The sequence below is a fragment of the Pseudomonas sp. NUPR-001 genome, from assembly GCF_052147955.1.
GTDB lineage: Bacteria > Pseudomonadota > Gammaproteobacteria > Pseudomonadales > Pseudomonadaceae > Aquipseudomonas.
This window is the reverse complement of the sequence record NZ_CP197353.1, coordinates 1,196,692-1,211,940: the sequence shown is the minus strand read 5'-3', so window position 1 is coordinate 1,211,940 and position 15,249 is coordinate 1,196,692. Positions and strand designations below refer to the sequence as shown.

Below are 15,249 nucleotides of genomic sequence, written 5' to 3'. Positions count from 1 at the left end.
CCCGCTCCTACCGGTAGGAGCAGGCTTGCCCCGCGCTGCTTTACAGCGGAATCAAACCATCCGCCCGCAACAGGGTCTCCAGGCAATGCTCCTTGACCCCATAGAATTCTTTCAACTGCTGGATCTTCTCCAGCAGCGCCGCTGAATCCCCTGGCGTCTGACGCTTCACCGCAAGAATCATCTTGTTCTTGTTGGTGTGCTCCAGCGAGATGAATTCGAACACCTTGGTTTCATAACCACAGGCTTCCAGGTACAACGCGCGCAGGCTGTCGGTAAGCATTTCGGCCTGCTGCCCCAGGTGCAGCCCATACTGCAGCATCGGTTTGAGCAAACCCGGACTGTGCAACTGCGGGCGAATCTGTTTGTGGCAGCACGGCGAGCACATGATGATCGCTGCGCCACAGCGAATGCCGGTGTGAATCGCGTAATCGGTGGCAATGTCACAGGCATGCAAGGCAATCATCACCTCGATGGCACTGGGCACCACGCTGCGCACATCTCCACACTCGAACACCAGACCCGGATGCTCCAAGCGCGCCGCAGCGGCATTGCACAGCTCGACCATGTCCTTGCGCAGCTCCACGCCGGTCACCTGAGCCTCACGCTGCAGGGTGTTACGCAGGTAATCGTGGATGGCGAAGGTCAGGTAGCCCTTGCCCGAACCGAAATCGGCCACTCGCAAGGGCTGGTCCGCCGCCAGCGGTGCAGTGCTCAGGGCATGGGAAAACACTTCGATGAACTTGTTGATCTGCTTCCACTTGCGCGACATGGCCGGGATCAACGCCTGTTGCTTATCGGTGACGCCCAGGTCGTGGAGGAACGGACGGCTCAGTTCCAGGTAGCGCTTTTTCTCCCGATCGTGCTCACCCGCTGCGGCAGGACGCGCCTGCTGCACGGCGTTGCAGTGCAGCATCGGCTTGCCCTTTTTGCTGAACTCCAGCTGCGCTTCATCGCTCAGGCTCAACAGGTGGGCGTTGCGAAACGAACCCGGCAACAGCTCGGCCACCAACGCCAGCGCCTCTTCATTGGGCAGGTTGCGGGTAATGTCACGGGTCTGATAGCGGTACACCAGCGACAGGCAAGCCTGGCCCTTGACGGTCAAGGGCTTGGCGATAATCCGCTGCAAGGCTTCTTCAGTACCGACATGGCGTGCCAGCACCAGCTTGATCAAGGCATTTTGTTGCAGGCTGGTGGCGAGCAGGCTCAGAAACTGCGCACGCGCATCCGGCGCAGCCTGGGCGGTGGGGGAATCGGACATCGGAAATGGGTGCCTCGGATTGACCGACGGTAGGAGCGGGCTTGCCCGCCAAGCGTGTTGACTGACACACCACAATCGCGGGGCAAGCCCGCTCCTACCGAGAATGGGAAAGTTCGGCATTTTACGTGGAGGAGTGTTTCCCGCTCAAGCCAGCACGACTAAACGGTTAGGCAGTTCATTGCGTTCGTGGGTCAACGGCACATGCTGGCTCAATAGCTCACCACAGGCTTCGATGCAGGTGACAAAGCCCTGCAAGGTCTGGCCCTGGCGCACCTGCTCGGTAAAGCGCTGGACGATGGCCTCCCAGACCTGGTTGTCCAGACGCCGGGAAATGCCTTCATCCACCAGGATTTCAACGTAACGCTCGGCCTCGCTGACGAAAATCAGCACCCCGGTGCTGCCCGCCGTGTGGTGCAGGTTTTGCTCGAGAAACTGCCGCCGGGCCAGGTTCGAGGCGCGCCAGTGCCGCACCGTGCGCGGAATCAGGCGGGAGGTCAGGACCGGCAGGCGAAACAGCAGGCACAGCACGATGAAGGTCAGCCACTGGGCAATCAGCAAGCCATCGACACTCAACCAGCCGCCCAGGTAATACACCGCACCCGGCACCAGCAAGGCCAGCAGGCTGGCCCACAGCAAGGGGATATAAGCGTAATCGTCAGCGCGGGTAGCCAGCACCGTGACCAGCTCGGCGTCGGTGCGTCGCTCGACCTTGGCGATGGCCTCGGCAACCTGTCGCTGTTCGTATTCACTGAGCAATGTCATGCCCTGAGTCTCTCCTTGATTATTGTTTTACCAGCCACCGGAAGAACCTCCTCCACCGAAGCCACCTCCACCGCCACTGAAACCACCGCCACCACCACCGCCGCCAAAGCCGCCATAGCCACCGCCAAAACCACCGCCCATGCCCCCCATACCACCACGGCCACCGCGACCACCGCCGCCCAGCCCCAGGGACTGCAAGGCGAAGACGACAATAATCAGCAACACAAAAATGCCCACCGACCAGGCCGGCGCGCCCTCTTCGCCGCCACCCTGTGCCCGGGACGGCTCTGCCAACGGGTTGCCACCCAGGACCTGCAAGATGGCTGCAGTGCCCTGGACGATGCCCAGGCTGAACTCGCCACGGCGAAACGCAGGCGTAATGATGCCGTTGATGATCACCGATGCCTGGGCGTCGGTCAGTCGTTCTTCCAGGCCGTAGCCGACTTCGATGCGCAGCTTGCGCGCCTGCGGCGCAACGATCAACAACGCACCATTGTCTTTATTTTTCTGACCGATCCCCCAATGCCGGCCCAATTGGTAGCCAAACTCCTCGATGGGCAGGCCCTGCAGGTCATTCACGGTGACCACCACCACTTGCTCGCCGCTGGCCTGCTCATGGGCGGTGAGCATGCGTTCAAGTTGCGTGCGGCTGCTGTCATCAAGCAGGCCGGCGTTGTCCACCACCCGCCCGGTCAGGGCCGGAAAGTTCAGCTCGGCCCGCAGCGGTGTGACAATCAGCAACGCCAGCAGCAACGCCCACTGCACCAGGCGCATCAGAATTTCACTTCAGGGGCTTTGTCGGCATCAGCGGCAGTGGCCTCGAAGTTCTCCCGAATTGGCAGGCTGCTGTACATCAGGCTGTGCCAGATACGCCCGGGAAACGTGCGAATTTCGGTGTTGTAGCGTTGAACCGCGGCGATGAAATCCTTGCGCGCCACGGCGATACGGTTTTCCGTCCCTTCAAGTTGCGACTGCAGGGCGAGGAAATTCTGGTTCGATTTGAGGTCTGGATAACGTTCCGACACCACCATCAAACGGCTGAGTGCACCGCTCAACTGCGCTTGCGCCTGCTGGAACTGCTGCAGTTTCTGCGGATCGTCCAGGGTGCTGGCATCGACCTGGATCGAGGTTGCCTTGGCCCGCGCTTCAATGACCGCCGTCAGGGTTTCCTGCTCTTGTTTGGCATAGCCTTTGACGGTTTCGACCAGGTTGGGGATCAAGTCGGCGCGGCGCTGGTACTGGTTCTGCACCTGAGCCCAGGCGGCCTTGACCTGTTCGTCATAGTTGGGAATGTTGTTGATTCCGCAACCGGCCAGCAGGCTGCCCAGCATTAGCAGCAACCACAGCCTTACGCTCTTGAACTGGATGACCTGCATAGTGGTTCTTCTCCTTGATCAGCGTGAATCATCGAACTTAAGGCATAATCCGTCACCGCCGCTGGCTGGTAACGGCCCAATTGGCTAAAAGATGCCCCAGCAAACTACAACAATAGCCGCTTCCCCAACTTCGGCTGGGCAGTATCACCGTGAATACTGCCCTGGGCCTTGAGAACAAACTAAATGAACAAGCTGTGTTTGCTGGGCCTGGTCGTCAGCCTGGCCAGTCAGTCGGCCTTTGCCGATACCCCTGCTGATCCGTTGAAGACTAAACAGGCATTCATTGCCGACCTCATGGGCCAAATGACCCTGGACGAGAAGATCGGCCAATTGCGCCTGATCAGCATCGGCCCGGAAATGCCACGCGAGATGATCCGCAAGGAAATCGCTGCTGGCCGCATCGGCGGCACCTTCAACTCGATCACCCGTGCCGAGAACCGTCCAATGCAGGACGCGGCCGGCCGTAGCCGCCTGAAGATCCCGATGTTCTTCGCCTACGACGTGATCCACGGCCACCGCACGATCTTCCCGATCAGCCTGGCCCTGGCCTCGAGCTGGGACATGGACGCCATCGCCAAGGTCGGCCGCGTGTCAGCTCTGGAAGCCTCGGCTGACGGCATCGACATGACCTTTGCGCCGATGGTCGATATCGCCCGCGACCCACGCTGGGGCCGTACCAGCGAAGGCTTTGGTGAAGACACTTACCTGGTATCGCGCATCTCCAAAGTCATGGTCGAATCGTTCCAGGGCAAAAGCCCGGCCGAGCCCACCAGCCTGATGGCCAGCGTCAAGCACTTCGCCCTGTACGGCGCCGTGGAAGGCGGACGCGACTACAACACCGTCGACATGAGCCCGACGAAGATGTTCAACGACTACCTGCCCCCCTACCGCGCGGCGATTGATGCCGGCGCCGGTGGTGTGATGGTGGCCTTGAACTCGATCAACGGCGTGCCGGCCACTTCCAACACCTGGCTGATGAACGACCTGCTGCGCAAGGACTGGGGCTTCAAGGGTGTGACCGTCAGCGACCACGGCGCCATCACCGAACTGGTGCGCCACGGCGTCGCACGCGATGGCCGCGAGGCGGCAAAACTGGCGATCAAGGCCGGCATCGACCTGAGCATGAACGACTCGCTGTACGGTGAAGAACTGGCCAGCCTGCTCAAGGCTGGCGAAATCAACCAGGCCGATATCGACAACGCCGTGCGTGAAGTACTCGGCGCCAAGTACGACATGGGCCTGTTCGCCGACCCGTACCGGCGCATCGGCAAGGCCAGCGACGACCCTGTCGACACCTACGCCGACAATCGCCTGCACCGCGCCGAAGCCCGTGATGTCGCACGGCGCAGCCTGGTTCTGCTGGAAAACCGCGAACAGACCCTGCCGCTGAAAAAATCCGGCACCATTGCCCTGGTCGGCCCGCTCGCCGACGCCCCGATCGACATGATGGGCAGCTGGGCTGCAGCCGGTCGTCCACAGCAATCGGTCACCGTGCGTGAAGGCATGCGCCAGGTCCTCGGTGACCAAGCCAAGGTGATTTACGCCAAAGGCTCCAACGTCACCCATGACAAGGCCATTCTCGACTACCTGAACTTCCTCAACTTCGATGCCCCGGAAATCGTCGACGACCCACGTCCGGCTGCGGTGTTGATCGATGAGGCGGTCAAGGCAGCTAAACAGTCCGATGTGGTCGTGGCGGTGGTTGGCGAGTCCCGTGGTATGTCCCACGAGTCGTCGAGCCGCACCACCCTGGAAATCCCGGCAGCCCAGCGCGAACTGATCAAAGCCCTGAAAGCCACCGGCAAGCCGCTGGTACTGGTGCTGATGAATGGCCGTCCACTGTCTTTGAGCTGGGAACGCGAACAAGCTGACGCCATTCTGGAAACCTGGTTCAGCGGTACCGAAGGCGGCAATGCCATCGCCGATGTGCTGTTTGGCGACTACAACCCGTCGGGCAAACTGGCCATCACCTTCCCGCGCTCGGTCGGGCAGATTCCGATGTACTACAACCACCTGAGCATCGGCCGCCCCTTCACCCCTGGCAAGCCTGGCAACTACACCTCGCAGTACTTCGAGGAGCCGAACGGCCCGCTGTACCCCTTCGGCTACGGCCTGAGCTACAGCGACTTCAGCGTGTCGCCGCTGACCCTGTCGAGCAAAACCCTGAAAAAGGGCCAGACCCTCGAAGCCAGCGTCGAGGTGAAAAACACCGGCAAGCGTGACGGTGAGACGGTCGTGCAGCTGTATGTACAGGACATCGCCGCGTCGATGAGCCGCCCGGTCAAGGAGCTGAAGAACTTCCAGAAGGTCATGCTCAAGGCCGGTGAACAACGCACCGTTCGCTTCCAGATCAGTGAAGAAGACCTGAAGTTCTACAACACCCAGCTGCAATGGGCGGCTGAGCCCGGCGAGTTCAATGTCCAGGTAGGCCTGGACTCGCAGGCGGTGCAGCAGCAGCGATTTGAACTTCTGTAAACCGTTGCCAAGCGTCAAGGGAAGGCCAGGAGGCCTTCCCCATCTGCCGGGGTCTGCACCATGCCTTATTCGTTTCGCGCCCTGCGTCTGGGGCTGATCATTTTCTTCATCCTGGCCGGCACCTTGTTCACCGCCGGCTGGGCCATGCACCATGCCAAGCGCCAGTCGATGGTCGAGGATGCCACGCGGGCCAGCCAACAGCTGGGCCTGTACGCCAACTCCCTGCACACCTTGATCGAACGCTACCGTGCCCTGCCTGCGGTGCTGGCGTTGGACCCGGAGCTGATCAGCGCTCTCAGCGGGCCGGTCAATGCGCAGGTCCAGGACACCCTGAACCGCAAACTCGAACGAATCAACGGTGCCGCCAACTCCTCGACCCTGGAGTTGCTCGACCACACCGGCCTTGCCGTGGCCGCCAGCAACTGGCGCTTGCCCAGCACCTATGTCGGCTCCAACTACGGCTTTCGCCCTTACTTCAAACAGACCCAAAGCCAGGGCAGCGGACGCTTCTACGCCATCGGCGTGACCAGTGGCGTGCCGGGCTATTTCCTCTCCAGTGCCGTGCAGGATGAGCACCAGCGCTTTCTCGGCGCCATGGTGGTGAAGCTGGAGTTCCCCGAACTTGAGCGTGAATGGCGCCAGGGCAACGACGTCCTGCTGGTCAGCGATGCCCGCGGGATCATCTTCATTGCCAACCAGGAAGGTTGGCGCTATCGCCACCTCAAGCCGTTGACCAATGCCGATCGTGCTGAACTTGCGGTCACCCGTCAGTATGACAAGCAACAGTTGGTGCCGCTGCAGCATCAGGTGCTCAGCCGTTTCGATGACAACAGTCACTTGATGCGCGTGCAGGGGCCGGAAGGCAGCAGCGAATACCTGTGGGAAAGCTTGCCCCTGGAGGCCGAAGGCTGGACCTTGCACTTGCTGCGCAAGCCGCAGGTCAGCGACGACGGACGTAATGCCGCCCTGGCCGCTGCGGCGGTGTGGCTGAGCCTGGTCTTTGCCTTGTTGTTCATCAGCCAGCGCCTGCGCCTGGCGCGCTTGCGTCAGCGCAGCCGTGAAGAACTCAAACGCCTGGTCGAGGAACGCACCCGTGACCTGCGCACCGCGCAGGAAGGCCTGGTGCAATCGGCGAAGCTAGCGGCGTTGGGGCAGATGTCTGCGGCCCTGGCCCATGAGATCAATCAGCCGCTGACCACCCAGCGCATGCAACTGGCAACCTTGCGCCTGCTGCTCGACAACCAGCGCTACGAGGAAGCCGCGCAGGCGCTCGAGCCGCTGGAGCAGATGCTCACCCGCATGGCGGCGCTCACCGGCCACTTGAAAACCTTCGCCCGCAACAGCCCCAGCGGTTTGCGCGAGCGTCTCGACCTGGCCACCGTGGTCGATCAGGCCTTGCAGTTGCTGGAAACGCGCATCCGCGCCGAGCAGGTAAAAGTCTCCCTGTACCTGGCGCGCCCAGCCTGGGTACGTGGTGACGCGATCCGCCTGGAACAGGTACTGATCAATCTGCTGCGCAACGCCCTGGATGCCATGGCCGGTAAAAGCTACAAACGCCTGGAAATCCGTATCGAAGCCGAGGCCGAACACTGGCGCCTGAGCGTGCTCGACAGCGGAGGCGGGATCGCTGAAGAACACCTGGCCAACGTTTTCGATCCGTTCTTCACCACCAAACCCGTGGGGGAAGGGCTGGGGCTGGGCCTGGCGATATCCTATGGCATCATTCATGAAGCCGGTGGGCGCCTGACCGTCGATAATCAACCTGGCGGCGCCCGCTTCAGCCTTACCCTGCCCTGTGATCTGGAGCCTTGATGTTCAATTCGGTAATGGTCGTCGACGATGAAGCCAGCATTCGTACTGCGGTCGAGCAGTGGCTGAGTTTGTCCGGCTTCAACGTGCAGCTGTTCAGCCGCGCCGAAGACTGCCTGAGCCAACTGCCTGAGCATTTCCCCGGTGTCATCCTCAGCGATGTGCGCATGCCCGGCATGGACGGCCTGCAATTGCTTGAACAGTTGCAAGTGCGTGATGCCGACCTGCCGGTGATCCTGCTGACCGGCCACGGTGATGTGCCGATGGCCGTCGAGGCCATGCGCAACGGTGCCTATGATTTTCTGGAAAAGCCGTTCAGCCCGCAGAGCCTGCTGGGCAGCCTGCGCCGGGCCCTGGAGAAACGCCAGCTGGTGCTGGAGAACCGCCGCTTGCATGAGCAGGCCGACCTCAAGGCACGCCTGGAACTGAACCTGCTGGGCATGTCGCAAGGCATGCAGCAGTTACGCCGTCAAGTGCTGGACCTGGCCAGCCTGCCGGTCAATGTATTGATTCGTGGGGAAACCGGTAGCGGCAAGGAACAGGTTGCGCGCTGCCTGCACGACTTCGGCCCGCGGGCGGGCAAACCTTTCGTCGCGCTCAATTGCGCGGCGATTCCCGAGGCTTTGTTTGAAGCCGAGCTGTTCGGCCATGAAACCGGCGCCTTTACCGGCGCGCAGGGCAAGCGCATCGGCAAGCTCGAATATGCCAATGGCGGCACGGTGTTCCTCGATGAAATCGAAAGCATGCCCCTGGCCCAGCAAGCCAAGTTGTTGCGTGTGTTGCAGGAACAGAAACTGGAGCGCCTTGGCGCCAACCAAAGCATCAACGTCGATCTGCGCATCGTCGCGGCAACCAAGCCTGACCTGCTGGAAGAGGCGCGTGCCGGGCGCTTTCGCGAAGACCTGGCGTACCGCCTGAACGTCGCGGAGCTGCGTCTTGCGCCGTTGCGCGAGCGCCGCGAAGACATTCCGTTGCTGTTCGCGCACTTTGCCCGTCAGGCTGCCGAGCGTATCGGCCGCAGCGCTCCTCAACTCAGCGCTGCGCACCTGGGACGCCTGCTCAGCCACGACTGGCCGGGCAACGTCCGCGAACTGGCCAACGCCGCCGAACGCCACGCCCTGGGCCTGGGCGAACCGGAAGTTGCGCAGGTTGAGTCCGGGCAGTCGCTGGCCGCCCAACAGGAAGCCTTTGAAGCCCAGTGCCTGCGTGCCGCGCTGAGCCGACACAAAGGTGAAATCAAGGCGGTGATGGAAGAGCTGCAACTGCCCCGCCGCACACTCAACGAAAAGATGCAGCGTCACGGCCTGCTGCGCGAAGACTTTCTCTGAACCCGATAAGCGGATTCTTGCCGATAGCGATGAAAGCAATGAGCGGATTTCCGCTCATCCGCCACCAGCAACCCTTCTAAACCGGGCCTTCAGCACCTGGCACAGCTCCTGCTATAGCCCTGGCAGGCTGCGTTTCGGCGCGCTCCACAAAAACAACTATGAAGGTCCCTTCGATGGATAACTCCACCACCCTGCCCGCCGGGGCGGCCGTTGCGCCCGCCGCGGATAAAACCACCCGAAGCCGACTCAAGTCGATTTTCAGCGGTTCGATCGGCAACATGGTCGAATGGTACGACTGGTACGTCTACGCCGCGTTTTCCCTGTACTTCGCCAAAGCCTTTTTCCCTGCCGGTGACAGCACCGCACAGTTGCTGAACACCGCCGCGATCTTCGCCGTGGGCTTTTTGATGCGCCCGATCGGTGGCTGGCTGATGGGTATCTACGCCGACCGCAAGGGCCGCAAGGCGGCGCTGATGGCTTCGGTCCTGCTGATGTGTGCAGGCTCGCTGGTGATCGCCCTGACCCCTGGCTATGAAACCATCGGCGTTGCCGCGCCTGTCCTGCTGGTGATCGCCCGCCTGATGCAAGGCCTGTCGGTCGGTGGCGAGTACGGCACCTCGGCCACCTACCTGAGCGAGATGGCGACCAAGGAGCGTCGTGGCTTCTTCTCCAGCTTCCAGTACGTGACGCTGATCTCCGGCCAGCTCATCGCCCTGGCGGTGCTGATCATTCTCCAGCAAACCCTGACCACCGAGCAGCTGTATGCCTGGGGTTGGCGCGTACCTTTCGTGATCGGCGCATTGTGCGCAGTGGTCGCGCTGTACCTGCGTCGTGGCATGGAAGAAACCACCTCCTTCACCAAGAAGGAAAAGTCCAAGGAAAGCCTGATGCGCACCCTGATGCGCCATCCCAAGGAACTGGCGACCGTGGTCGGCCTGACCATGGGCGGCACCCTGGCCTTCTATACCTACACCACCTACATGCAGAAGTACCTGGTGAACACTGTCGGCATGAGCATCAGTGATTCGACCACCATTTCGGCGGCGACCCTGTTCCTGTTCATGTGCCTGCAGCCGATCATCGGCAGCCTGTCCGACAAGATCGGCCGTCGTCCGATCCTGATCGCCTTCGGCGTGCTGGGTACCCTGTGCACCGTACCGATCCTGACCACCCTGCACACCATTCAGACCTGGTGGGGCGCGTTCTTCCTGATCATGGCGGCGCTGATCATCGTCAGCGGCTATACCTCGATCAACGCGGTGGTCAAAGCCGAACTGTTCCCAACCGAGATCCGCGCCCTGGGTGTCGGCCTGCCCTACGCACTGACCGTTTCGATCTTCGGCGGTACCGCTGAATACGTCGCACTGTGGTTCAAGAGCCATGGCATGGAATCCGGTTTCTACTGGTACGTGACGGCCTGTATTGCCTGCTCGCTGCTGGTCTATGTGTTCATGAAAGACACCCGCAAGCATTCGCGGATCACCACCGACTGAGTCTTAGGCTGTGGTTTGAAAAGGGGGCGTCCAGCAGTGGACGCCCCCTTTTTTGTGTTTAACGCCGAATTAATTGCGCGCTGTCATCTTCATGTCTATCGCGGGGCAAGCCCGCTCCCACAGGTTGCTCTGATCCCCCCGGTGGGAGCGGGCTTGCCCCGCGATCAGGCATCACCACGAATAAACATATCTATTAAATAGATTTTTATGCGCTATTTTTTGCGCTTTTTAATCAATTTAATCGGCGTAACATCAAACCCATAGAAACAAACAACCCCACACCACCCCGGAGCAACGACCATGAAAAGCAAACTGATCCTGACCCTCGCCTTCTCGGTACTGGCTGCCAACGCGTTCGCCGAAGACGGCTTTGACCGCACCAACAGCCACAACTTCGGTGCCGTACAAACCCAATCGGCTACCTACGCTGAAGACGGTTTCGATCGTACCGGCGGCGCCAAATTCGCTGAAGACGGCTTCGATCGTACCGGCGGTGCCAAATTCGCTGAAGACGGCTTCGACCGTACTGGCGGCGCGAAATTCGCTGAAGATGGTTTCGATCGCACCCAGGCCCACCGCATCAGCTAAGCGCTGATACGACGCAGTCAGCCCGGCCCCGGCCGGGCTTAATCGTTTTCAGCCGGGCAAAGCCTTGGCACACTAAGCGCTTATTCACAGGGAAGGCCGCAAGGCCAGCGCAGATGTATTACTACGAACCCGCAAAAGGCCACGGCCTGCCTCACGACCCGTTCAACGCCATCGTCGGCCCCCGCCCTATTGGCTGGATTTCCTCACAGGACAGCGATGGGCATCTGAACCTTGCGCCGTACAGCTTCTTCAACGCCTTCAACTACATTCCGCCAATTATTGGTTTCTCCAGCGTCGGGCGCAAAGACAGCCTGAACAACATCGAGAAAACCGGCGAGTTCGCCTGGAACCTGGCCACCCGCCCCTTGGCCGAGGCGATGAACCAGAGCTGCGCAGCCGTTGCCCCGCAAGTCGATGAGTTTGCCTTGAGCGGCCTGACACCGGTGGCGTCCAAGGTCATCGCCGTACCGCGCGTGCAAGAAAGCCCGGTGTCCTTTGAATGCAAGGTGACGCAAATCATTCAGCTGCAACGCGCCGATCAGGTGCTGGTGCCAAGCTGGTTGATTCTGGGTGAGGTGGTGGCCGTGCATATTGCCGAGCACCTGCTCAAGGACGGTATCTACGATACCGCTGCCGCGCAGCCGATCCTGCGCGGCGGTGGGCCTGCGGACTATTTCGAACTGGGCAACCTGTTCAAGATGGCCCGCCCGCTGGTAAACGACTGACTCACCACACCAGCTCGGCGTCGTCGCCGACATCCTTGAGACGTTCAAGCTCGGCACACGCCGCTTCATCGGCAGCCAGTGCGGTTTTGAAGACCTGCCCGTCGAGCACCTTGTGAAAACGAGGTGCTCCCGAAGCGCCCAAGCCTTTCACGGCGATTGCCGCACTGTAGCCTTCCTCACCACGTACGGCTGCTGATACTGCTTCGAACTGCGAAAACTCTCTACGTGCCATGTACCTGAAACCCGGATCAATTGACGAAAACCGTCATTCTACCCTGCTGCAGGCGTGGGCTTGCCCCGCGCTCGAAATTACACCGCCCTGAGCACATGCTTTAGCTCTTGAAAGGCACTCAAACCCCAAGGCCCCAGCTCCCGGCCGATGCTGCTCTGCTTGTAGCCACCCCAGGCGGTCTGCGGGAAGATCACCTGCGGCGCATTGATCCACACCAGGCCAGCACGCAAGGCATTGGCCACCCGCTCTGCCGCGTTCAGGTCACTACTGACCACACTGGCCACCAGGCCAAACTCGCTGTCATTGGCCAGCGCCAGCGCTTCGGCCTCACTGGCCACCGCACGCACACACAGCACCGGACCAAAAATTTCCTCACGCCACAGCGCACTGTCCAGCGGCACATCAGTGAACACGGTAGGGCTGATGAAATACCCGCAAGGCAAGGCTGAAGGCCGGGTACCACCGCACAGCAATTGCGCACCGGCTTGCAGCCCGGCAGCAATGTGCGCCTGCACCCGCTGGTACTGGAGCAGGTTGACCAGGGCGCCCATTTCATTCTCGCCGGTGAACGGATCACCCACGCGAATGGCTTCGGCGCGGGCTTTGAGCCGTGCGATAAAGTCCGGGTACAAGGCTTCTGCGACCAGTACGCGACTGGTAGCCGAACACATTTGCCCGGCATTGAAAAAACCGCCCATGCAGGCCAGTTCCACCGCCAGCTCAAGGTCAGCCGCTTCCAGCACCAGCAAAGACGACTTACCGCCCAGTTCCAGGCTCACGCCCTTGACCGTCTCCGCTGCCCGCTGCATGACCTGCACCCCCACCGCATTGCTGCCGGTGAAGGAAATTTTCGCCACACGCGGATCAGCCGCCAGGGCGGCGCCCACTGCAACGCCGGTACCGCAGACCAGGTTGAACACCCCGTCAGGCAAACCGCACTGGGCAATGATGCTGGCCAACTCCAGCTCTGCCAGCGGTGTCACTTCCGAAGGTTTGAGCACCACGCAACAGCCAGCGGCCAGCGCCGGGGCAAGTTTCCAGGCGGTGGTGACCATGGGGAAGTTCCACGGCACGATCAGGCCGACCACGCCGCACGGCTCACGTCGCAGGCGCGCGACAAACTCATTGCTAGGCAGCGCTACCGGGCGGTCTTGCCCTTCATCCAGCTGATCGGCAAGCTCAGCGTAATAACGGAATGTGGCGATGACATCGTCGACATCCATCTGCGCTTCGGCGAGCGGCTTGCCATTGTTACTGGCCTGCAAGAACACCAGACGTTCGCGGCGCGCCTCGACACCCTCGGCAATCGCCCGCAACAGCGTTGCGCGCTGGGCGCCGGTGGTAGCCGACCAGCCGTCGAATGCGGCCTGAGCGGCCAGGGTGGCGCGCTCTACCGCAGCGCCATCGCCGCCGGCCACGTCAGCCAACTGCTGCTCGTTGCTGGGGTTGATGACCTTGAGCGACTGAGGGCCATGCTGCCAGACACCCTCAATGTAAACACCGGCAATCTGCATCATGCTGGCACCGCCTGCACCCAGCTGTTCTGGTCGATTTCGATCAGGCTTGGGCCTTTGCGCTCGCATGCTTGACGCAAGGCATCACGCAGTTGCTCGACATTCCCCACCGCTTGGGCAGCACAGCCCAACGCCTTGGCCACGCCGATAAAGTCCGGGGTATGGATGTCTACACCAACCGGCTCAATGGCACGGTTGACCATGTATTTCTTGATTTCTTCGTAGCCCTGGTTGTTCCACAACAGGACGATCAGCGGCACCTGTGCCTCGGTGGCGCTGGCCAGTTCCGGCAAAGTGAACTGCAACCCGCCGTCACCAATCAGGCACACCACCGGCGCACGTTCTTCGATGGCCTCGGCACTGCCGAGCCAGGCGCCCATGGCCGCAGGCAAGGCGTAGCCCAGGGTGCCGTAACCGGTCGAGGCATTGAACCAGCGCCGTGGCTGATCCATATCCAGGGTCAGGTTGCCGGTGTATACCGGCTGAGTGGAGTCGCCGACCAGTACTGCGTTCGGCAGGGTTTCCAGTACGGTTGTAAGCATGCGCGTCTGGCTGTGCATCGGCAGGTCCCAGTCGGCGAGCAGGCGCTCACGCAAACGTGCTGCACGGTTGGCACCCCACTCGACAGCGCGTACCGGGGCTGGCTGTTCGGCCAGGGCCACCAGCAGCGCCTGGGTGGCTACCGTGGCATCGGCCACCAGGGCGATTTCTGGTGGGTAGTTACGCACCGTCTGGTCCGCGTCGATGTCGATGCGCAGCAGACGCCCAGGGATCTCGAACCCGCCTTTGAAGGTCACGTCGTAATCGGTTTCGGCCAGTTCAGTGCCGATCGCCAGCACCACATCCGCTTCGGCCACCAGTTCACGCGTTGCGACCAGCGACTGCGTCGAACCGATCTGCAGCGGGTGGTTGGCAGGTACTACGCCCTTGGCATTGATGGTCAGCGCCACGGGTGCCTGCAGGTACTCGGCCAGGCGCGTCAGTGCGGCGCTTGCTTCGATCGCGCCACCACCGACAAGGATCAACGGCCGGCGTGCATTGGCCAGTACATCGGCCATTGCCGCGACCGGTCCCGGCGCGGCGCCTGCCCGGGCCACGCGCACCGGCGTGGTAGCCAGCAAGTGATCGGCATCTTCGACCAGCACATCCAGCGGAATTTCGATATGCACTGGACGCGGACGGGCACCGTCAAACACGGCGAAGGCGCGGGCCAACACCATCGGCAGGTCATCAGCGCTCATCAAGGTGTGGGAAAACGCCGCGACGCCGGCAACCAGGCTGCCCTGGGCTGGCAATTCATGCAGTTTGCCGCGTCCGCCACCCAGCTGGTTGCGTGACTGCACGCTGGAGATCACCAGCATCGGGATCGAATCGGCGTAAGCCTGGCCCATGGCGGTGGTGATGTTGGTCATGCCCGGGCCGGTAATGATGAAGCACACCCCAGGCTTGCCACGGGTGCGTGCATAGCCATCAGCCATGAAGCCTGCGCCTTGCTCATGACGCGGCGTGATGTGACGGATAGAGGAACGCGCCAGCCCGCGGTAGAGTTCGACGGTATGCACGCCGGGAATTCCGAAGACATGGTCAACGCCATAGCCTTCAAGGAGTTTTACCAGTACTTCACCGCAAGTTGCCATGTTCGTCTGCCTGTTATTGTGCTGAAAACAGGCTTTATTGGACCGCCGCCTC

General features: G+C 61.4%; 13 protein-coding genes. 6 read left to right on the top strand and 7 right to left on the bottom strand.

Translation table 11 applies throughout. The features are described 5' to 3' along the window. Nucleotides 1-40: 40 nt before the first annotated feature. From ACP6KB_RS05640 to ACP6KB_RS05625, 4 genes are all read right to left on the bottom strand, one after another. Nucleotides 41-1,258, bottom strand: coding sequence for a class I SAM-dependent methyltransferase (locus ACP6KB_RS05640; RefSeq protein ID WP_442112435.1), 1,218 nt, complete (start codon nt 1,256-1,258; stop codon nt 41-43). Nucleotides 1,259-1,402: 144 nt separating this feature from the next. Continuing rightward, complete coding sequence (locus tag ACP6KB_RS05635; RefSeq protein WP_442112434.1) at nt 1,403-2,020, bottom strand: TPM domain-containing protein; 618 nt, start codon at nt 2,018-2,020, stop codon at nt 1,403-1,405. A gap of 27 nt (nt 2,021-2,047) precedes the next feature. Beyond that, nucleotides 2,048-2,794: a TPM domain-containing protein gene (locus ACP6KB_RS05630; protein ID WP_442112433.1), complete on the bottom strand. Its 747-nt coding sequence runs from the start codon at nt 2,792-2,794 to the stop codon at nt 2,048-2,050. Next, nucleotides 2,794-3,396, bottom strand: coding sequence for a LemA family protein (locus tag ACP6KB_RS05625; RefSeq protein ID WP_442112432.1), 603 nt, complete (start codon nt 3,394-3,396; stop codon nt 2,794-2,796). Before ACP6KB_RS05625 ends, ACP6KB_RS05630 begins: the two co-directional genes overlap by 1 nt. Nucleotides 3,397-3,579: 183 nt before the next feature. Here ACP6KB_RS05625 and bglX point away from each other — a divergent pair, with 183 nt between their 5' ends. The 6 genes from bglX (at nt 3,580) to ACP6KB_RS05595 (ending at nt 11,814) form a co-directional block, all read left to right on the top strand. Beyond that, nucleotides 3,580-5,871, top strand: a complete 2,292-nt coding sequence (bglX, locus tag ACP6KB_RS05620) for a beta-glucosidase BglX (RefSeq protein ID WP_442112431.1) — start codon at nt 3,580-3,582, stop codon at nt 5,869-5,871. Nucleotides 5,872-5,931: 60 nt separating this feature from the next. After that, entirely contained in the window at nt 5,932-7,683 is a 1,752-nt protein-coding gene (locus tag ACP6KB_RS05615; protein WP_442112430.1) for an ATP-binding protein, read from the top strand. Beyond that, nucleotides 7,683-9,008, top strand: coding sequence for a sigma-54-dependent transcriptional regulator (locus ACP6KB_RS05610; RefSeq protein ID WP_442112429.1), 1,326 nt, complete (start codon nt 7,683-7,685; stop codon nt 9,006-9,008). The genes ACP6KB_RS05615 and ACP6KB_RS05610 overlap by 1 nt, the downstream gene beginning before the upstream one ends. A gap of 173 nt (nt 9,009-9,181) precedes the next feature. Continuing rightward, nucleotides 9,182-10,501: an MFS transporter gene (locus tag ACP6KB_RS05605; RefSeq protein ID WP_442112428.1), complete on the top strand. Its 1,320-nt coding sequence runs from the start codon at nt 9,182-9,184 to the stop codon at nt 10,499-10,501. A 300-nt stretch (nt 10,502-10,801) separates the two neighbouring features. Next, on the top strand, nt 10,802-11,089 hold the full coding sequence (locus tag ACP6KB_RS05600; protein WP_157191316.1) for a hypothetical protein: 288 nt from the start codon (nt 10,802-10,804) through the stop codon (nt 11,087-11,089). Nucleotides 11,090-11,202: 113 nt separating this feature from the next. Next, nucleotides 11,203-11,814, top strand: coding sequence for a flavin reductase family protein (locus ACP6KB_RS05595; RefSeq protein WP_442112427.1), 612 nt, complete (start codon nt 11,203-11,205; stop codon nt 11,812-11,814). 1 nt (nt 11,815) lies between these two features. Here ACP6KB_RS05595 and ACP6KB_RS05590 read toward each other — a convergent pair whose 3' ends face one another. The 3 genes from ACP6KB_RS05590 to ACP6KB_RS05580 all read right to left on the bottom strand — a co-directional run bounded on the left by ACP6KB_RS05590 (nt 11,816) and on the right by ACP6KB_RS05580 (nt 15,197). Next, entirely contained in the window at nt 11,816-12,046 is a 231-nt protein-coding gene (locus ACP6KB_RS05590; protein WP_442112426.1) for a hypothetical protein, read from the bottom strand. 77 nt (nt 12,047-12,123) lie between these two features. After that, nucleotides 12,124-13,563 (bottom strand): aldehyde dehydrogenase family protein, encoded by a 1,440-nt coding sequence (locus ACP6KB_RS05585; protein WP_442112425.1) that lies wholly within the window; start codon nt 13,561-13,563, stop codon nt 12,124-12,126. Next, nucleotides 13,560-15,197: a 5-guanidino-2-oxopentanoate decarboxylase gene (locus ACP6KB_RS05580; protein ID WP_442112424.1), complete on the bottom strand. Its 1,638-nt coding sequence runs from the start codon at nt 15,195-15,197 to the stop codon at nt 13,560-13,562. Before ACP6KB_RS05580 ends, ACP6KB_RS05585 begins: the two co-directional genes overlap by 4 nt. Nucleotides 15,198-15,249: the final 52 nt, after the last annotated feature.